Origin of the sequence: Mitsuaria sp. BK037, from assembly GCF_014193045.1 — a bacterium.
Lineage (GTDB): Bacteria > Pseudomonadota > Gammaproteobacteria > Burkholderiales > Burkholderiaceae_C > Roseateles.
The window spans coordinates 1-17,737 of record NZ_JACHYS010000003.1 but is presented as its reverse complement, the minus strand read 5'-3'; the positions used below and the strand labels follow the sequence as shown (position 1 = coordinate 17,737).

Genomic DNA, 17,737 nt, shown 5'->3' with positions numbered 1-17,737 from the left:
ACGAAGGAGAACGACATGCTGCTGATGATCGACAACTACGACAGCTTCACCTTCAACCTGGTGCAGTACTTCGCCGAGCTCGGCGCCGAGGTGAAGACGGTCCGCAACGACCAGATCAGCCTCGACGAGATCGCGGCGCTCAAGCCCACCCACCTCGTGCTCTCGCCCGGCCCCTGCACGCCCAAGGAAGCCGGCATCTGCGTGCCGGCGATCCAGCGCTTCATCGGCCAGCTGCCCATCCTGGGCGTGTGCCTGGGCCACCAGAGCATCGGTGCCGCGCTCGGTGGGAACATCATCCGCGCCAAGGTGCAGATGCATGGCAAGTCCTCGACCATCACCACCGACGCGCAGGGCGTGTTCAGCGGCCTGCCCGAGCGCTTCGACGTGATCCGCTACCACTCGCTGGCGATCGAGGAAGCGACGATCCCGGCCGAGCTGGAGATCAGCGCGCGCAGCGAGGACGGCGAGATCATGGGCGTGCGCCACCGTGCGCTGGCGGGCACCGCCACGCCGCTGGAGGGCGTGCAGTTCCATCCCGAATCCATCCTGTCCGAGCACGGCCACGCGATGCTCAAGAACTTCCTGGAGTTGGCGCGATGAATGCGAGCACGAATGCGGGCAGGAATGTGGACGCGGCGGTCGTCGACCTGCGCAGCGACACCGTCACCCAGCCCACCGCCGGCATGCGTGCCGCCATGGCGGCCGCGCCGCTGGGCGACGACGTCTTCGGCGACGACCCCAGCGTCAACGCGCTGCAGTCGACGCTGGCGGAGCGCCTGGGCTTCGAGGCGGCGCTCTTCATGCCCACCGGCACGCAGAGCAATCTGTGCGCGCTGATGGCGCATTGCCAGCGCGGCGACGAATACATCGTCGGCCAGTTCGCCCACACCTACCGCTGGGAGGGCGGCGGCGCCGCGGTGCTGGGCTCGATCCAGCCGCAGCCGCTGAACCACGCGCCCGACGGCTCGCTGCCGCTGGCCGACATCGAGGCCAACATCAAGCCCGACGACGCGCACTTCGCGCGCACCCGGCTGCTGGCGCTGGAGAACACGATCGGCGGCAAGGTGCTGCCGATGGACTACCTGGCCGCCGCATCCGAGCTGGCGCGGCGTCACGGCCTGGCCCGTCACCTGGACGGCGCGCGCCTGTTCAACGCGGCCGTCGCCGTGGCCGCCGCCGAGGGCGGCGATCCGTATGCCGCGGCGCGGCGCATCTGCGCGCATTTCGACAGCGTCTCGGTCTGCTTTTCCAAGGGCCTGGGCGCGCCGGTGGGTTCGGTGCTGTGCGGCTCGCGCGAGTTGATCCAGCGCGCGCACCGATCGCGCAAGATGCTCGGCGGCGGCATGCGCCAGGCCGGCGTGCTCGCGGCGGCGGCGCATCACGCGCTCGACCACCAGGTCACGCGCCTGGCCGAGGACCATGCGCTCGCCAGCCGCCTGGCGGAGGGCCTGCGCGGACTGCCCGGCCTGACGGTCGAGGCGCCGCAGACCAACATCGTGTTCTGCGATGTCGACAAGGACATCGCCGCGGCGCTGGTCGCGCATCTGAAGGCGCAGGGTGTGCTGGCGACGGGCCTGTACAAGCTGCGCTTCGTCACCCATCTGGATGTCGATGCCGCCGGCGTCGACCGCGCGATCGCGGCGGTGCGCCGCTTCTTCAACGCCTGAGCGGGAGGCCACCATGCCCATCACCGACAACGAAGCGCTGACGCGGGTCATCGAGCACCGCGAGATCTTCCACGACGAGATGCTGGCGCTGATGCGCCGCATCATGAGCGGCGAGATCTCGCCGGTGACCGCCGCGGCCATCCTGATCGGCCTGCGCGTGAAGAAGGAGACCATCGGCGAGATCACCGCCGCCGCGCAGGTGATGCGCGAGTTCTCCGTCAAGGTGCCGATCACGCCGGGGCCGCATCTGGTGGACGTCGTCGGCACCGGCGGCGACGGCGCGCATACCTTCAACATCTCGACCTGCTCGATGTTCGTGGCGGCCGCGGCGGGCGCGCAGGTGGCCAAGCACGGCAACCGCAGCGTCTCGTCCAAGACCGGCAGCGCGGATGTGCTGGAGGCGCTCGGCGTGACGCTGTCGCTGCCGCCGCAGGCGGTCGCCGATTGCGTGCGCAACACCGGCATCGGCTTCATGTTCGCGCCCAACCATCACCCGGCGATGAAGAACATCGCGCCGGTGCGCAAGGAACTGGGCGTGCGCACCATCTTCAACATCCTGGGCCCGCTGACCAACCCGGCGGACGCGCCCAACATCCTGATGGGCGTGTTCCATCCGGACCTGGTCGGCATCCAGGTCCGCGTGATGCAGCGCCTGGGCGCGCAGCACGCGGTCGTGGTCTACGGCAAGGACAACATGGACGAGATCTCGCTGGGCGCGGCGACCCTGGTCGGCGAGCTCCGCAACGGCGAGATCCGCGAGTACGAGATCCATCCCGAGGACTTCGGCATGCCCATGGTCGCCAGCCGCAACCTGCGGGTGAGCGGCCCCGAGGAGAGCCGCCGCATCCTGCTGGGCGTGCTCGGCAACGAGCCCGGCGCGGCGCGCGACATCGTGCTGCTCAATGCCGGCGCGACGCTGTATGCGGCCAATGTCGTCGAGTCCATCGCCGACGGCATCGTGAAGGCGCGCGCGGCGATCGAATCCGGCGCGGCGCGCGCCAAGCTCGACGAATTCGTCGCCGAGACGCAGCGGCAAGCCGCGGCGCAGTCCTGACCGCGGCGAGGCCGGGCCCGTGCAGGCCCGGGCGTCGACCGCCTCCGGCCCTGGCGCCGGACCTGAAGTGAGAAAGCCATGTCCGACATCCTGGATCGCATCAATGCCGTCAAGCGCGACGAGGTCGCCGCCGCGCAGGCCCGCGTGCCGCTGGCCGCGCTGCGTGCCGAGGCGGAATCGCGCGCCGAGCCCACGCGCGGCTTCGCGCAGGCCTTGCGCGACAAGATCGCCGCCGGCCACAGCGGTGTGATCGCCGAAGTGAAGAAGGCCAGCCCCAGCAAGGGCGTGCTGCGCGCCGACTTCCGTCCGGCCGACATCGCCCGCAGCTACGAGCGGCACGGCGCGGCCTGCCTGAGCGTGCTCACCGACGCGCCGCATTTCCAGGGCTCGGTCGAGTACCTGCGGCAGGCGCGCGCCGCCTGCGCGCTGCCGGTGCTGCGCAAGGATTTCATGGTCGATCCGTACCAGGTCTACGAGGCGCGCGCGATGGGCGCGGACTGCATCCTGCTGATCGTCGCCAGCCTCGCGGACGGCCAGATGGCGGAGCTGGAGGACTGCGCGCTGGGCCTGGGCCTGGACGTGCTGGTGGAGGTCCACGATGGCGCCGAACTCGAGCGCGCGCTGCGGCTGAAGACGCCGCTGGTGGGCATCAACAACCGCAACCTGAAGACCTTCGAGGTGACGCTGGACACGACGCTGGGACTGCTGGCGCAGGTGCCGGCCGATCGCCTGCTGGTGACCGAGTCCGGGATCCTGGGGCCCGACGACGTGCAGCGCATGCGCGATGCGCAGGTGCATGCCTTCCTGGTCGGCGAGGCCTTCATGCGCGCGCCCGACCCGGGCGCGGCGCTGTCGGCGCTGTTCGGTTGAGGCCGGCGATGCCCGCGACGCTGCAGGCCATCGACTGGCAGGTCGGCGACGGCTGGCAGCCGCTGATCGACGCCTGGCGCGCCAGCGCCGACGGCCAGCGCATCGAAGCGCTGCTGAAGGAGCGCCTGGCCGCGGGCGCCGCCATCTATCCGCCGGACCCGCTGCGCGCGCTGCGGCTCACGCCGCTGACGCGGGCGACGGTGGTGATCGTCGGCCAGGATCCGTATCACGGGCCGGGGCAGGCGGAAGGGCTGGCGTTCTCGGTGCCGGCGGGGCAGAAGCTGCCACCGTCGCTGCGCAACATCTTCAAGGAGCTGCAGCGCGACCTGGGCCAGCAGCCGGCGATGTGTGGTCACCTGGGCGAATGGGCCCGGTGCGGCGTGCTGCTGCTCAACACCAGCCTGACGGTTGAGGACGGCGCCGCCGCCTCGCATGCGAAGAAGGGCTGGGAATCGCTCACCGATGCGCTCATCGCCGCGACGGCGCGGGATGCGGCGCCGAAGGTCTACCTGCTGTGGGGCGCGCATGCGCAGGCCAAGGCGCCGTTGATCGAGGCCGCCGGCAACGGTCACCTTGTGCTGCAGGCCAATCACCCGTCGCCGCTCTCGGCCACGCGCGGGCCGGTGCCGTTCATCGGCTGCGGCCACTTCTCCGCGGCGCGGGACTGGCTCAAGGGCAAGGGCGTCGACCTGGAGTGGTCGCTGGACTGAAGGACTGCAAAGGGCGCTGGCCCTCCGCAGGCCACCTCTGCGCGCTTCCTCATTTCAATCGGCCATCACTGGTACGTTGGTGGTTATCATCCGCGAGCCCCTAGCGGAGCGATTTGTGCATCAAGGTTAAGTCCAGTGCGCTACCAATTGACGCTTCGCGTTTTTTGGTACTAAACTGGTATTAATCATGAACAGCCATCCCTTGGCGGACGCCTGGTCCGCGCCCTTGCAGCCGCGCTTCACCGCCGTCCGCTACCTCGTGGGGGTGGATGGCGGCGGCACCGGCACTCGGGTCCGGCTGAGCGACGTCCACGGACAACTGCTCGGCCAGGGATGGGCGGGGCCGTCCGCGCTGGGGCAGGGCATCGCCCAGGCCTGGCGTCATATCCAGACGGCGGTCCAGGAGGCCGCGGCCAAGGCCGGCATCGAGCGCCTGCCGCTGGCCGAGGCCGCCATCGGGCTCGGCCTGTCCGGCGCCGGCGTCACCGCGCAGGCGCAGGCCTTCATCGCGCAGCAGCCCGGCTACGCCCACATCGAGCTCGCGAATGACGGCACCACCTCCGTCATCGGCGCCCATGCCGGCCGGCCCGGTGGCGTCATCGCCGCCGGCACCGGCACGGTGGGCGAGGCGCTGCGCGCCGATGGCTCGCTGGTCTGCGTCAGCGGCTGGGGCTGGATCGGCGGGGACGAGGGCAGCGGCGCCTGGCTCGGCATCCAGGCCATGCGCCAGGCGCAGAAGGCCATGGACGGCCGCGCCGAGCCCGGCCCGCTCGCACAGGCGGTGTGGGGCGCCGCCGGCTGCCAGCACGAGCAGGATCGCGACGCGATCAACGCCTGGGTCGCCCAGGCCGGCCAGCATGCCTACGCGCAGCTGGCGCCGCTGGTCTTCGAGCATGCGGGCGCCGACCCGGCCGCGGCCGCGCTGGTCGCGCAGGCGGTGGCGGAACTCGAGCAGCTCGCGCTCGCGCTGGACCCCACGCAGCAGCTGCCGCTGTCGCTCGCGGGCAGCGTGGCGCAGCGGCTTGCCGCGCTTTTCTCAGGCAACATTCGGGCCCGTTGCGTGTCGCCCCAGGGCGACTCGGCCGACGGTGCGCTGCGGCTGGTCCGCGGCGCTCTCTCCGACCCCCGTTGAGAAGCAGAGAAGCCCGATGAGCACCAAGCTGCCCTTCCAGTTCAAGCCCGATCCCGCCGCCGCCTCGCCGCTGTACATGCAGCTGGCCCACAAGCTGGCGCAGGCGATCCGCGAGGGGCAGTACCAGGCCGACGAGGCCCTGCCGTCCGAGCGCGTGCTCTCCGAATCCCTGGACCTGTCGCGCGTCACCGCGCGCAAGGCCATCGACCGCCTGGTCGAGCAGGGCCTGATCGTGCGCAAGCGCGGCTCCGGCAACTACATCGCGCCCAAGCTCGAGCAGCCGCTGTCGCGCCTGACCAGCTTCTCCGAGGAACTGCACCAGCGCGGCTTCAAGCCCAGCAGCCGCTGGCTGACGCGCGGCTTCGCCATGGCGGCGCCGGACGAGCAGCTGTCGCTGGGCCTGACCACCGGCCAGCGCGTCGCGCGCCTGGAGCGCCTGCGCCTGGCCGATGCCGTCGTCATGGCCTATGAGCTGTCGGTGCTGCCCGAGGCGGTGCTGCCCGAGCCGCAGAAGGTCGAGTCCTCGCTGTACGAGCACCTCGCCCGGCATGGCGGCGCGCCGGTGCGCGCGCTGCAGCACATCCGCGCGATCAACGCGGACTCGCGCCTGGCGGGCCTGCTGGAAGTGCCGGTCGGCCAGGCCGTGCTGTTCATCACCCGCGTGGGCTACCTCGACCAGGGACAGGCCGTCGAGCTCACCCATTCCTACTGCCGCAGCGACTACTACGACTTCGTCGCGGAGATGAGGCGAGACGGATGACGACCCAGCACATCGACGGATTCGTACTGACACCTGGCGGCTTCATCCGCGGTGTGCTGGAACATGACAAGGGACGCGTGGTCGGCATCGACGGCAGCGCCGTCCCCGAGCACGAGGCCCGCCACGGCGCGCAGGACCTGCCGCTGATCCTGCCGGGCTTCATCGATACCCACGTCCACGGCGGCGCCGGCCGCGACACGATGGAAGGCGGCGACGCGGCCGCGCGGCTCGCGCAGCTGCATGCGCGGCACGGCACGACCTCGCTGCTGGCGACGACGATGACCGCGCCGCTGGACGAGATCCGCCAGGCGATGCGCGCGCTCGCGCCCACCTGCGTCGAGCGGCCCGCCGGCGGCGCGCGCGTGCTGGGCGTGCACCTCGAAGGGCCCTACATCAACCCCGGCAAGCTCGGCGCGCAGCCGGACTTCGCCAAGGCCGCGTCGATCGACGAGATCCGCGCCCTGCATGCGCTGGCGCCGATCCGCCTGATCACGCTGGCCCCGGAGCTGCCCGGCAACCTCGAGCTGGTGGAGCGACTGAGCGAAGCGGGCTTCCGCATCCAGATCGGCCACACGCTGGGCACCTACGAGGACGGCGTGGCCGCGCTGGCTCGTGGCGCCGGCGGCTTCACCCACCTGTTCAACGCGATGACCGGCCTGCATCACCGCGAGCCCGGCATGGTCGGCGCGGCGCTGGCCCACGCGCGCTACGCCGAGATCATTCCCGACCTGCTGCATGTGCATCCGGGCGCGATCCGCGTCGCGCTGCGCAGCATCCCGCACCTGTTCTGCGTCACCGATTCGACGGCGGCGGCCGGCATGCCCGATGGCGAGTACCGGCTCGGCCGCCATCGCGTCACCAAGTGCCTGGGCGGCGTGCGTCTGCCCGACGGCACGCTGGCCGGCTCGACGCTGACGATGGACCAGGCGCTACGCAATCTGGTGTTGAAGCTCGGCCTGTCGATCGAGGACGCGTCGCGGCGCGTCTCGACGAACGCGGCCGATTACCTGGGTCTGGACGATCGGGGCCGCCTGGCCCCGGGCGCCTGGGCGGACTTTGTCGTGATGGACCGTGGCTTGCAGTTGCACAGCGTGGTCGTCGAAGGAGAAGCGATTGACCTCGCGCATGCTGGATGAGGCGCTGAGCGCGCCGCAGGTGGTGGCCCGTCAACTGGCCGCCGATCAGAACGCCTACGCGGCCCTGGGCGACGCGCTACGGGAGCAGCCGCCCAGCGCGCTGCTGACGATCGCGCGCGGCAGCTCGGACCACGCGTCGCATTACCTGGCCTATCTGGTCATGGCGCGGCTGGGCCGGCTGGTGACCTCGCTGCCGATGTCGCTGATCACGCTCTACCAGAGCCGGATCGAGAGCAAGGGCCTGGTCTCGCTGGCGTTCTCGCAATCGGGCCAGAGCCCCGACTTGGTGTCGCCGACGCAGTACTTCCGCGCCAATGGGGCGCGCACGGTGGCCTTCGTCAATGCCGACGGCTCGCCGCTGGAAGCCGCCGCCGAGCACGTGTTCCGCCTGCATGCGGGCGTCGAGCAGAGCGTGGCCGCGACCAAGAGCTACATCGCGCAGTTGGTGGCCGGCGCGCGCGTCGTTGCCGCGTGGCAGGGCGACGAGGACCTCGCCGCCGCGCTGCAGGCGCTGCCGCAGGCGATGGAGCAGGCCGCCCGGCAGCGCTGGGACGTGGCGGTGGACGCGCTCAAGGGCGCGGACAAGCTCTTCGTCATCGGCCGCGGCACCTCGCTGCCGATCGCGCTGGAGGCGGCGCTGAAGTTCAAGGAGACCTGCGGCATCCAGGCCGAGGCCTTCTCCGGCGCCGAGGTCAAGCACGGCCCGATGGCGCTGGTGGACGAGGGCTACCCGCTGCTGGTGTTCGCGCCGCGTGGCCCGGCGCAGGCCGGCCTGCTCGCGCTGGCCGAGGAGATGCGCGGCCGTGGCGCGCGCGTGCTGCTGGCGGCGCCGGAAGGCACGCCGGGCGCCGAGCTGCCGCTGACCTGCACCGGCAACGAGGACCTCGATCCGATCGCCGCGGTGCAGAGCTTCTATCCGATGGTCGAGGCGCTGGCCCAGGCCCGGGGACTGAACCCCGACCAGCCGCGCCATCTGGCCAAGGTCACCAAGACCCATTGATGTCCCACCCCGCCGTCGACCCGCGGCCCAGGCAGAAGAGAACGACATGAGCGAGACAGCATTCCATCCGGGCCGGCTGGTGATGGTGGACATCCAGGGCAAGCGCCTGGATGCGGCCACCGCCGCCTTCCTGCGCGACAACCGGATCCGCGCGGTCTGCCTGTTCCGCAAGAACCTGGGCACCGAGGCCGAGGTCCGGCAGCTGACCCGGGACCTGCGCGAGGCCATGGGTCCGGACGCGCTGATCGGCCTGGACCAGGAGGGCGGCTCCGTGGTGCGCGCCACCTTCCTGCCGCAGCCGCCGTCGGCGATGGCGCTGGGCGCGGCGGGCGACGAGGGGCTGGCCGAACAGGTCGGCGCCGCGGTCGCGCGCGGGCTGCGCGGTATCGGCATCAACTGGAACTTCGCGCCGGTCACCGACATCAACAACAACCCGGCCAATCCGGTGATCGCCGAGCGCAGCTTCGGCGAGACCGCGGACACCGTCACCCGCCTGGCCGGCGCCTGGATGAAGGGCTCGATGGCCGCGGGCGTGGCCTGCTGCATCAAGCACTTCCCGGGTCATGGCGACACGCATGTCGATTCCCACCTGGACCTGCCGACGGTGGACAAGTCGCGCGCCGAGCTCGACGCGCTCGAGCTCAAGCCCTTCCAGGCGCTGCGCGACCTGGCGCCGTCGATCATGACGGCGCACATCGTCTATCCGAAGATCGATCCGCTGTACCCGGCGACGCTTTCCAGGACGCTGCTGGGCGGCATCCTGCGCGACGAATACGGCTACGACGGCGTCGTCATCACCGACGCGTTGATGATGAAGGCCATCGCCGAGCGCTACGGCTACGCGAAGGCGGCGGTGCTGGCGATCAACGCCGGCGCCGACATGATCCTGGCGCAGGGCTCGCTGGACGAGCAGGCACAGGCCATCCACGCGCTGCAGGACGCGCTCACGCGCGGCGACCTGAGCGTCGAGCGCGGCCGGCAGGCGCAGGCGCGGCTGGACAAGCTGGCGCACGATTTCCCGGTCCGCTTCGACGACTACCAAGGCGCGCCGCGCGAGGCCGACGACCGGCTGATGCGTCGAGCCTGGGCCGCGGGCCTGAGCGCGCTGCGTGGCGCGATGCCGCCGGCGACCGATCGCCCGACCCGCGTGCTGGTGCAGGACGAAGTGCCGACCGACGGCGTCTCCGAGGCCGGACCGACCGGCGCGCAGGTGCGCGCGCTGTTCGAGGGCTACCGCGACGTCGAGTTCGTCTCGCTCGCCGACATCGCCGCCCTGGACTGGGCGACGGTCCCGGCGGATGGCCGCTTCACCATCGTCGCCTCGACGCACCGGGCGCGCTACGGCGCGCAGGCCGGCAACTGGCGGCCCGACCTGCACCTGGTGCTCTGGAACCCGTTCCAGGCGCTGGATGTCGACGCGCCGACGGTGATCAGCTGGGGCTACGCGGACGGCGCGCTGGCGGCCCTGGGCGACTGGCTGCAAGGCCGCGGCCAGGCCGGCGGCCAGTCGCCGGTGACGCTGAACTGAGCATCGATCCGAGGGCCTCGACATGAGCCAGCCGCAGACTTCCTCCGCGCCCGCGCGATCGCCGATCCGCTGGGTCTCCAGCCTGTACTTCGTGCAGGGCATGCAGTTCTTCGTCGTCATGCTGATCGCCGGCCTGATGTTCAAGAACATGGGCGTGGCCAACGACCAGATCGCGCGCTGGACCGGCCTGCTGGGCCTGGCCTGGGCGTTCAAGCCGTTGTGGAGTCCGTTCCTGGAGCTGGCGCGCAGCAAGAAGCTGATCGTCGTCGCCGGGCAGTTCACCGGCGCGGCCGGCCTGGCGCTGATGGCGGTGGCGCTGCAGCTGCCGATGTGGTTCGCGGCCAGCATCGCGGTGCTGTTCCTGCTCGCGTATGCGTCGGCCACGCACGACATCGCCTGCGATGGCCTGTACATGGCGGCGCTCGACGACAAGCAGCAGGCGGCCTACGCCGGGTGGCAGGGCGCGTTCTTCAACGCGTCGAAGTTCCTGACGCTGGGCGGCCTGCTGGTCCTCGCGGGACATCTGGAGCGCGGCATCGGCGTCATGAACGCGTGGTCGGTGATCTTCGCGCTGCTGTCGGTGCTGCTGTTCGTGCTGGCCAGCTACAACGCGTACGCGCTGCCCGGCGCGCTCAACACCGATCACGGCGACCTCACGGCGGCCGGCGTCTGGCGCACGCTGCGCGAGGTCCTTGCGGACTTCCTCGGCAAGCCGGGCATCTGGCTGATGATCCTGTTCATCGTGATGTTCCGCTTCGCCGAAGGGCAGGTGCAGACCATCGGGCCGCTGTTCCTGATCGAGGCGCGCGACAAGGGCGGCCTGGGCCTGAGCACCGAGCAGGTGGGCGGGATCTACGGCACGGTGGGCACGGCGGCCTTCCTGCTGGGCAGCATCGCCGGGGGTTACTTCACCAGCTGGATGAGCCTGCGCCGCGCGATGCCCTTCCTGATCGTGGCGATGGCGGTGCCCAACGCGACCTTCTACTACCTGGCCGTCACGATGCCGGCGGATCTCTGGCATGTCGGCTTCGCCGTCGCGGTGGAGATGCTAGGCTACGGCTTCGGTTTCGTCGGGATGATCCTGTTCATCATGCAGGCCGTCGCGCCGGGCAAGTACCAGACCGCGCATTACGCGCTGGGCTCGGGCGTGATGCAGCTGGGCTTCATCTTCTCCAAGACCATCAGCGGCGACATCCAGCTCGCGATGGGCTACGAGCATTTCTTCCTGTGGACCATCGCCTGCGGCGCGCCGGCGCTGATCCTGCTGCTGTTCGTGCGCATGCCCGGACGGGCGCCGCAGGAGCCGGCGGTCGCGGCGGCGCCGGTGGAGAACGCGACATGAAGGCGATCGCCGCGGGCCTCGTGGCGATGTCGATGGCCGGTGGCGCGCACGCCGCCGACCCGCAATTCTTCTTCGACGACTTCAGCTACGCCGACACCGCCGCGCTGTTCAAGCAGGGCTGGACGGTCCGCAGTGCGCCGGGCCACCCGGGCATTCCCGGCGCTCGTTGGGCGCCCGAGGGCTTGAGCGTCGTCGACGGCCTGCTGCGCCTGCATGGCGTGACCGACGGCACCGGCCCGGGGACGGCACAGGTGCAGGTGTGCCACCAGCGCAAGTACCTCGCGGGGACCTATGCCGCGCGGATCCGCTTCAGCGACCAGCCGGTGAGCGGCGCCGACGGCGATCCGGTGATCCAGACCTTCTACGCGGTCAGCCCGCTCAGGCACGACTTCGATCCCGAGTTCAGCGAGCTGGACTGGGAGTACCTGCCCAATGGCGGCTGGGGCAGCGACAAGACCCGCATCTACGGCATCACCTGGCAGACGGTGCGCCTCGATCCATGGCTGGCCTTCAACCAGCAGCACGAGGAGTTCGGCCCGCTGGGCGAGCGCGGCCGCGACTGGCACACGCTGGTGATGCAGGTCGCGGAGGGCCGCACCCATTGGTTCATCGACGGCCGCAAGATCGACGAACACGGCGGCCGCAACTATCCGGTGGTGCCGATGTCGATCAACTTCAACCTGTGGTTCTCGCCGGGCGGCCCGCTGCCCGCGGGCGTCGCCGGCGGCCCGCCGCGGGTGTACGAGCAGGACGTCGACTGGGTCTTCCACGCGAAGGACACCGTCCTGAGCCCGGCCCAGGTGGAGGCGCAGGTGAAGCGCTGGCGCGCCGGCGGCGTCGCGCGGCTCGACCAGGTCCCGCCGGCCACGCCCGCGCTCGAGAGTCGCTGCGACTTCTGAGCGTCTGTTTCCTTCCGATCCTCGTCCCATGAACGCTTCCTCGAAACGCATTGCGTCCGTCGACGCGATGCGCGGCCTGGCCGTCGCCGCGATGCTGCTGGTCAACAACCCCGGCGACTGGGGCCACGTCTACGCGCCGCTGGAGCACGCGGCGTGGAACGGCTGGACGCCGACCGACCTGGTGTTCCCGTTCTTCCTGTTCATCGTGGGCGTCTCCTTGTCGCTGGCCATGGGCGCGCGCATCGAGGCCGGCGACGGTGCGTCCTTGCGCGCCACCGTGGTCCAGCGCGGCTTGCGCATCGTGGCGCTGGGACTGGTGCTGCACGCGCTGGCGTGGTGGCTGATGGACAAGCCGGCGCTGCGCATTCCCGGCGTGCTGCAGCGCATCGGCCTGTGCTTCGCGCTCGCCGGCCTGATCGCGATCCAGTGGCGCGCCGCCGGTCAACGCGTCTGGCTCGCCGCCTTGCTGGCCGGCTATGGCGCCTTGCTGCTGTGGGGCGGTCCCCTCGACAAGGCCGGCAACATCGCCAGCCGTGTCGATGCGTGGCTGCTCGGTCCGCATGGCTACGAGTGGGACCCAGTGACCGGCCTCGGCCATGACCCGGAAGGCCTCGTCGCGACGCTCGGCGCCCTGGCGACGACGTTGCTGGGCTGGCGCTGCGGCGAGGCGCTGCGCGCCGGCGCCCTCAGGCAGCTCGCGGCCGTCGGCCTCATCGCGGCGGCCACGGGCTTCGCGCTCGACGCCATCGGGCTGATGCCGATCAACAAGAATCTCTGGACGCCGTCCTTCGTGTTGTGGACCGGGGGGCTGGCCGCGCTGGTGCTGCTCGCGGCGCATGTGCTGATCGACCGGCTGGGCGCGCCCGCGCTGTTCCGCAGCTTCGGCGTCAACGCGATCGCGGCCTACGCAGGGGCCTGGATCTGCACCGTGTTCCTCGAAGGCTTCGGCTGGATGAGCCCGCTCTACGCGCACGGCTTCGGCTGGCTGGGCGCCTGGCTCGGGCCGCATGCGCAGTCGCTGGGCTTCGCGCTGGCCTTCGTGGGCGTGTGGTGGCTCATCGTGCGTGAGCTCGACAGGCGCCGCTGGTACTGGAAGATCTGAGCGGACCGCGCCCGCACAATACCGTTCCATGAGCCCGGAGACCTTCGCCATCCGCATGCCGCCCGACATCCGATCGGTGCGGGTCGGCGAGCATCCGGTCGTCGTCATCGACGATTTCCTCGCGCATCCGCAGGCGCTGGTCGAGGCAGCCTGCCAGGCCCGCTTCGACCGCTGCCCGGGCGCTGACGAGCGCAAGGGCTATCCCGGGCTGCGAGCGCCGGTGCCGGCGGCCTATAGCGAAAGCCTGACGGAGCTGCTGGACCCGTTGATCCGGCTGAACTTCGGCGTCCCCGAGGAACTGCCGCTGCGCAAGTCGCCGTGCGCGTTCTCGCTGACGACGGTCGCACCCGAGGATCTGGGGCCCCTGCAGCGGGTGCCGCATTTCGATGCCAGCACGCCGCACTTCATGGCCGTGATGCTCTACCTCTGCGACGAGCGCCATGGCGGTACCGCCTTCTACCGCCACAAGGCCAGCGGCCTGCAGCAGATCACCGCCGATCAGCGCGAACGCTACGGCGACTTGATCTATGCGGAGATGGAGCGCTCCCCGGCGCCGCCGCGGTATTTCAGCGACTCGGACGATTGCTTCGAGCTGCTGGGCATGCTGCCGGCGCGATTCAACCGCCTGGTGGCCTACCGGGGCAGCCTGTTGCACTCGGCCATCGTCAATCCCGCGCTGGGCCTCAGCAGCGATCCGCGCCAGGGCCGGCTGACCATCACCACCTTCTACGACTTCTAGCGCGCGAGCGCCGCCCGCCCGCAGGCGGAGAGTCGCTTGCTTGCTTGCTTGCTGGCTTGCTTGCTTGCTTGCTTGCTTGCTTGCCCGGCCGCGCAGCGCAACGAAAAAAGCCCGGCGGCTGCCGGGCTTTCGAAGTGACGCAGCGGTGCCGGTCAGAACTTGGCGCTCAGGCCCAGCTTGTAGGTGGTCTCGCCCTTGAAGCTCCAGGCCGGGAAGCCGGCGCGCAGCGGATCCTTGATGGCGGTGTTGGAGGCCGCCGCGGCGCCGTACTGGACGTCGTCTTCCTTGGTCAGGTTGATCGCCTCGAACGACAGCCGCAGGTTCTTCGTGATGTTCCAGCCCACGCTGGCGTCCAGCGTGCCGTAGGCATCGTGCATGCGGTTGCCATACCAGAACGCGCCTTCGCGGATCATGTACTTCGAGCGCCAGTTGTAGGCCAGGCGAGCAAAGTACTGCTCGTTCTCGTAGTAGCCGACCAGGTTCACGTTGTGCTTGGACGACTGCGTGAACAGGCTCAGCCCATCCAGGTAGCTGCTGGCCGGCGCCGTGCCTTCGGTGAAGGTGTAGTTGCCCTGCGCGCCGAAGCCGTTGCCGAAGGCGTGGTTGGCCTGCAGTTCGATACCGCGGATCTTGCCGCCGCCGGCGTTCTGGAAGCTCTGCACCGTCCAGTTGTCGACGCCGGTCTTGGGATCGACCAGGCCGACCTTCTGGTTCGGCGTGGCGATGGCGACGACGAAGTTGGAGATGTCCTTGATGAAGTAGGTCGCCGACATCATGTTGCCGCGGCCGTAGTAGTACTCCAGGCCGAGGTCAGCCTGGCTCGACTTCATCGGCTTGAGGCCGATGTTGCCGATGGTCCAGGTCTCGTTGCCGTTGCGGTCGTCGTTGTAGCCGGACACCGTCACGCCGAACATGTTGGCGAAGTTCGGGCGCGTGATGGCCTGCGAGGCGGTCGCCCGCAGCACCAGGTCGCTTCTCAGGTCGAAGGCCAGGTTGATGCTGGGCAGCACGTCGTTGTAGGTCGACTTGGTGGACGTGGTGGTCTTGGCCCAGTTCTGGTTGCCGGCGTACTGGTCGGCCGGCGTCACGCCGTCGAACAGGTAACCGGTGCTGGTGGCCTTGGTGGAGACGTAGCGCACGCCGAAGTTGCCGCGCATGCCCTTGGTCTCGAACTCGAACATGCCGTAGACCGAGCGGTTCTTCTCGTTCAGCTCGCCATAACCGGAGCGGTCCTCGACCCAGCCGGAGATGTTCCGGTTGGTGTTGTCCAGCATCGCGCCGATGTTGGCGCGCGGCACCGTCCATCCGCCGACGTTCACCGAGCCGTCGAACAGGCCGGAGGTGGCCACCGGCGTGATCGTCGTGTTCCAGATCGGGCGGTAGCTGCGCTTCTCGAAGGTGTGGTCGGCAAAACGCACGCCGGTCTTGAAGGCGTTGATCACGCCCCAGTCCAGGTCGAAGGTGGCGTCGAGCTGGCCGAACTTCTCCTTGTCCTTGTTGGGACCGGCGGAGGTGGCCCAGGTTTCCGGCGACATCTGCGCCGGCAGGGACCCGACGCCCCAGGACTGGTCGTTGCTCGGGTTGACCTTGATCTGCTTGCCGGTGGCGTCGATCGTGCCCTGCCAGTTCGGGCGCGTGAACGGGCCGGCGGCGCCATCGAAGGCGGCGGTCTGGTAGTTGGTGGTGGCCGAGGTGCCGCCGTCCGCCTTGGTCGTGCCGACAACGAGGTCGAACTTGGCGCTGCCCAGGGTGTAGTGGGCGTCGGCCACGGCGCTTTCCGAGTCCATGCTGGCGCCGCGCGCCCAGACCTGGAAGAACTTGTGCGGCAGCGGGTTGGCGGCCGTGGTCGTGCTGTGCAGGCACATGCCGTTCGGGTTGAAGTCCGACTTGACCGCGGTATTGCGCTGGTCGCAATTCTGGTCATGCATCAGGTAGTCGCTGGAGTTGGAGCTGTCGGCGTCCAGCTTCAGCTTCAGCAGGTTCAGGCCGACTTCGAAGCCCTCGACCGGGCGCGCCTGCAGGGCGACGTTGAGCGAGGTGCGCTTGCGCTCCTGCACGAAGGCGGTCGGGGCCACGTCGCTGTTCCAGCGGCTGTCGGCTTCGACGCCGCGGCGGATGTAGTCGCCCTTGGACAGGCCGGCGGCGATCAGCGCGCCAAAGGTGCGGCTTTCGTTGCGCCAGCTGTACAGGCCGGAGGCTTCCTTCTCCGAGTCGCTGATGGTGCCGTCGCCGTAGCGCACGCTGCCGAAGACCGTGTTGGCCTTCAGGTCCAGCGGCTTGCGGGTCTTGACGATCACCGTGCCGCCGATGCCGCCTTCGGTCAGGTTGGCCTGCGAGGACTTGTAGACCTCCATGCCGCCGATCATTTCGGCGGGGAGCAGCGAATAGTTGAACGAGCGGTCGATGTCCATCTGGTCATACCAGCCGGTGGACGCGACGGTCTGGCCGTTCAGCGTGGTGTACGTCATCTGCGGGTCGGTGCCGCGGATCGACACCGAGGCGCCCTGGCCGAACGCCCGGCCGACCGAGATGCCGGGGATGCGGCCCAGGGCCTGGCCGACGTCCGAGTCGGGGAGCTTGCCCACGTCCTCGGCGCTCACGGCATCGACAACGGCGCTGGCGTTCTTCTTGATGTTGGCGGCCGACTGCAGCGACGCGCGGATGCCGGTCACCACGACCTGTTCCAGCTGGGTGCCGTCGTCCTTTTTCTGTTCCTGCGCCTGCACGGCGAAGGCCGCGCTCAGCAACGTCAGCGTCACCGCCGCTGCGATAGGGGTCTTGTTGACCTTCATGATGAACTGCTCCTCGAATGGCCTGGAGTTGTTGGCCTTTGATGAAGACTCGGCACCTGAAATCACGACACCCATCGGCGGAGTGGCATGCAGCTGGCGCCCCCGAATACACCTCAATGCAACCAATGCCATGCCACTATAACGAGCGGTAACGCCACTTTGCTACCAGTTTGACGCCGGTGTTTTCCCTGCTGTGGCATCGCCGCGACCCGCATGGACAGCGGTGTCGAGGGTGTCGCGCTCGAGGAGGTGCGCGGGGAGGGCGGGGCCTCGGGGATGAGACCAGTTGGCGTTGAATTGGTATTACTTGTGGTCCGCCCCGGCAGGCGTTGCACTGTGCGCTCGCGCGCTTTGGTGGTGCCTCCCGATCACACTCCGCGTGGAGAGCGCCAATCGCACGCCAGAGGTGCGCGAGCCAAAAAGTATTTGCGCCAAAAAAGAACGGTGCTATAGTCGTGGGCTCGCCTCGGAGGGGTGGCCGAGTGGTTAAAGGCAGCAGACTGTAAATCTGCCCGCTAACGCGTACGCTGGTTCGAATCCAGCCTCCTCCACCAAGGCGAACGGATGCAAGAGCAACGAAGCGGGTGATCGTCACCCGCTTCGCGGTTCAGGCAGCTGGAATTGGAAAACTCCCGGGCGGGAGTAGTTCAATGGTAGAACCTTAGCCTTCCAAGCTAATGACACGGGTTCGATTCCCGTTTCCCGCTCCATCGGAAGTTGAAGGTGCCGTGTCGAGATATCGACACAGGTTTGCTGATAAGGTCATCAATCCTGTGTCGATGCCCATGTGGCTCAGTGGTAGAGCACTCCCTTGGTAAGGGAGAGGTCACGCGTTCGATCCGCGTCATGGGCACCAACCCTCTTCTCTCGTTTCTTGATCTGATCGCCAGGAGCGCAAGATGGCAAAAGGCAAGTTTGAACGTACCAAGCCGCACGTGAACGTGGGCACGATTGGTCACGTTGACCACGGCAAGACGACGCTGACGGCCGCGATCGCGACCGTGCT

The 17,737-nt window shown here is 69.3% G+C and carries 16 protein-coding genes and 3 tRNA genes; 18 read left to right on the top strand and 1 reads right to left on the bottom strand.

Features of this window, described 5'->3' with window-relative positions; translation table 11 throughout:
• The first annotated feature begins 15 nt into the window (after window positions 1-15).
• The 14 genes from FHT37_RS16870 (at window position 16) to FHT37_RS16805 (ending at window position 13,939) form a co-directional block, all read left to right on the top strand.
• Complete coding sequence (locus FHT37_RS16870) at window positions 16-600, top strand: aminodeoxychorismate/anthranilate synthase component II (protein WP_147240892.1); 585 nt, start codon at window positions 16-18, stop codon at window positions 598-600.
• Window positions 597-1,667 (top strand): low-specificity L-threonine aldolase, encoded by a 1,071-nt coding sequence (gene ltaE, locus FHT37_RS16865; RefSeq protein WP_183483096.1) that lies wholly within the window; start codon window positions 597-599, stop codon window positions 1,665-1,667. The genes FHT37_RS16870 and ltaE overlap by 4 nt, the downstream gene beginning before the upstream one ends.
• Window positions 1,668-1,680: 13 nt before the next feature.
• Window positions 1,681-2,721, top strand: coding sequence for an anthranilate phosphoribosyltransferase (trpD, locus tag FHT37_RS16860; protein ID WP_091728158.1), 1,041 nt, complete (start codon window positions 1,681-1,683; stop codon window positions 2,719-2,721).
• A 78-nt stretch (window positions 2,722-2,799) separates the two neighbouring features.
• Window positions 2,800-3,591, top strand: a complete 792-nt coding sequence (gene trpC, locus FHT37_RS16855) for an indole-3-glycerol phosphate synthase TrpC (protein ID WP_183483094.1) — start codon at window positions 2,800-2,802, stop codon at window positions 3,589-3,591.
• Between the two features lie 8 nt (window positions 3,592-3,599).
• Window positions 3,600-4,301, top strand: a complete 702-nt coding sequence (locus FHT37_RS16850) for a uracil-DNA glycosylase (RefSeq protein ID WP_183483092.1) — start codon at window positions 3,600-3,602, stop codon at window positions 4,299-4,301.
• A gap of 187 nt (window positions 4,302-4,488) precedes the next feature.
• A complete protein-coding gene (locus FHT37_RS16845; protein ID WP_091728148.1) occupies window positions 4,489-5,433 on the top strand; it encodes a BadF/BadG/BcrA/BcrD ATPase family protein in 945 nt (314 codons plus the stop codon).
• A 16-nt stretch (window positions 5,434-5,449) separates the two neighbouring features.
• Window positions 5,450-6,193, top strand: a complete 744-nt coding sequence (locus FHT37_RS16840; protein WP_091728146.1) for a GntR family transcriptional regulator — start codon at window positions 5,450-5,452, stop codon at window positions 6,191-6,193.
• Window positions 6,190-7,329 (top strand): N-acetylglucosamine-6-phosphate deacetylase, encoded by a 1,140-nt coding sequence (gene nagA / locus FHT37_RS16835; RefSeq protein WP_091728143.1) that lies wholly within the window; start codon window positions 6,190-6,192, stop codon window positions 7,327-7,329. Before FHT37_RS16840 ends, nagA begins: the two co-directional genes overlap by 4 nt.
• Window positions 7,319-8,329, top strand: coding sequence for an SIS domain-containing protein (locus FHT37_RS16830; protein WP_147242522.1), 1,011 nt, complete (start codon window positions 7,319-7,321; stop codon window positions 8,327-8,329). The genes nagA and FHT37_RS16830 overlap by 11 nt, the downstream gene beginning before the upstream one ends.
• Before the next feature lie 46 nt (window positions 8,330-8,375).
• Window positions 8,376-9,857, top strand: a complete 1,482-nt coding sequence (gene nagZ, locus FHT37_RS16825) for a beta-N-acetylhexosaminidase (protein ID WP_183483090.1) — start codon at window positions 8,376-8,378, stop codon at window positions 9,855-9,857.
• A gap of 22 nt (window positions 9,858-9,879) precedes the next feature.
• Window positions 9,880-11,199 (top strand): MFS transporter, encoded by a 1,320-nt coding sequence (locus FHT37_RS16820; RefSeq protein WP_183483088.1) that lies wholly within the window; start codon window positions 9,880-9,882, stop codon window positions 11,197-11,199.
• Window positions 11,196-12,098: a glycoside hydrolase family 16 protein gene (locus FHT37_RS16815; protein ID WP_183483086.1), complete on the top strand. Its 903-nt coding sequence runs from the start codon at window positions 11,196-11,198 to the stop codon at window positions 12,096-12,098. Before FHT37_RS16820 ends, FHT37_RS16815 begins: the two co-directional genes overlap by 4 nt.
• Window positions 12,099-12,126: 28 nt before the next feature.
• Entirely contained in the window at window positions 12,127-13,200 is a 1,074-nt protein-coding gene (locus FHT37_RS16810; RefSeq protein WP_091728131.1) for an acyltransferase family protein, read from the top strand.
• A gap of 28 nt (window positions 13,201-13,228) precedes the next feature.
• Entirely contained in the window at window positions 13,229-13,939 is a 711-nt protein-coding gene (locus FHT37_RS16805; RefSeq protein WP_217648452.1) for a DUF6445 family protein, read from the top strand.
• 152 nt (window positions 13,940-14,091) lie between these two features.
• Here the strand turns inward: FHT37_RS16805 and FHT37_RS16800 are convergent, their stop codons facing one another.
• A complete protein-coding gene (locus FHT37_RS16800) occupies window positions 14,092-16,731 on the bottom strand; it encodes a TonB-dependent receptor (RefSeq protein WP_183483084.1) in 2,640 nt (879 codons plus the stop codon).
• A 468-nt stretch (window positions 16,732-17,199) separates the two neighbouring features.
• On the opposite strand from FHT37_RS16800, the gene FHT37_RS16795 reads away from it, so the two are divergent.
• The 4 genes from FHT37_RS16795 to FHT37_RS16780 all read left to right on the top strand — a co-directional run.
• Window positions 17,200-17,285 (top strand) — tRNA-Tyr (locus FHT37_RS16795).
• Between the two features lie 82 nt (window positions 17,286-17,367).
• Window positions 17,368-17,441: transfer RNA gene (locus tag FHT37_RS16790), tRNA-Gly, on the top strand.
• A 71-nt stretch (window positions 17,442-17,512) separates the two neighbouring features.
• Window positions 17,513-17,587: transfer RNA gene (locus FHT37_RS16785), tRNA-Thr, on the top strand.
• 43 nt (window positions 17,588-17,630) lie between these two features.
• Window positions 17,631-17,737, top strand: a 107-nt coding sequence (locus FHT37_RS16780; RefSeq protein ID WP_038204084.1) for a GTP-binding protein, incomplete at its 3' end; no start/stop codon positions are given.

Bases quoted from the DNA above. Each gene is read 5' to 3' on its own strand.
- FHT37_RS16870 (WP_147240892.1), top strand. From the start codon at position 16: ATGCTGCTGATGATCGACAACTACGACAGCTTCACCTTCAACCTGGTG.
- ltaE (WP_183483096.1), top strand. From the start codon at position 597: ATGAATGCGAGCACGAATGCGGGCAGGAATGTGGACGCGGCGGTCGTC.
- trpD (WP_091728158.1), top strand. From the start codon at position 1,681: ATGCCCATCACCGACAACGAAGCGCTGACGCGGGTCATCGAGCACCGC.
- trpC (WP_183483094.1), top strand. From the start codon at position 2,800: ATGTCCGACATCCTGGATCGCATCAATGCCGTCAAGCGCGACGAGGTC.
- FHT37_RS16850 (WP_183483092.1), top strand. From the start codon at position 3,600: ATGCCCGCGACGCTGCAGGCCATCGACTGGCAGGTCGGCGACGGCTGG.
- FHT37_RS16845 (WP_091728148.1), top strand. From the start codon at position 4,489: ATGAACAGCCATCCCTTGGCGGACGCCTGGTCCGCGCCCTTGCAGCCG.
- FHT37_RS16840 (WP_091728146.1), top strand. From the start codon at position 5,450: ATGAGCACCAAGCTGCCCTTCCAGTTCAAGCCCGATCCCGCCGCCGCC.
- nagA (WP_091728143.1), top strand. From the start codon at position 6,190: ATGACGACCCAGCACATCGACGGATTCGTACTGACACCTGGCGGCTTC.
- FHT37_RS16830 (WP_147242522.1), top strand. From the start codon at position 7,319: ATGCTGGATGAGGCGCTGAGCGCGCCGCAGGTGGTGGCCCGTCAACTG.
- nagZ (WP_183483090.1), top strand. From the start codon at position 8,376: ATGAGCGAGACAGCATTCCATCCGGGCCGGCTGGTGATGGTGGACATC.
- FHT37_RS16820 (WP_183483088.1), top strand. From the start codon at position 9,880: ATGAGCCAGCCGCAGACTTCCTCCGCGCCCGCGCGATCGCCGATCCGC.
- FHT37_RS16815 (WP_183483086.1), top strand. From the start codon at position 11,196: ATGAAGGCGATCGCCGCGGGCCTCGTGGCGATGTCGATGGCCGGTGGC.
- FHT37_RS16810 (WP_091728131.1), top strand. From the start codon at position 12,127: ATGAACGCTTCCTCGAAACGCATTGCGTCCGTCGACGCGATGCGCGGC.
- FHT37_RS16805 (WP_217648452.1), top strand. From the start codon at position 13,229: ATGAGCCCGGAGACCTTCGCCATCCGCATGCCGCCCGACATCCGATCG.
- FHT37_RS16800 (WP_183483084.1), bottom strand. From the start codon at position 16,731: ATGAAGGTCAACAAGACCCCTATCGCAGCGGCGGTGACGCTGACGTTG.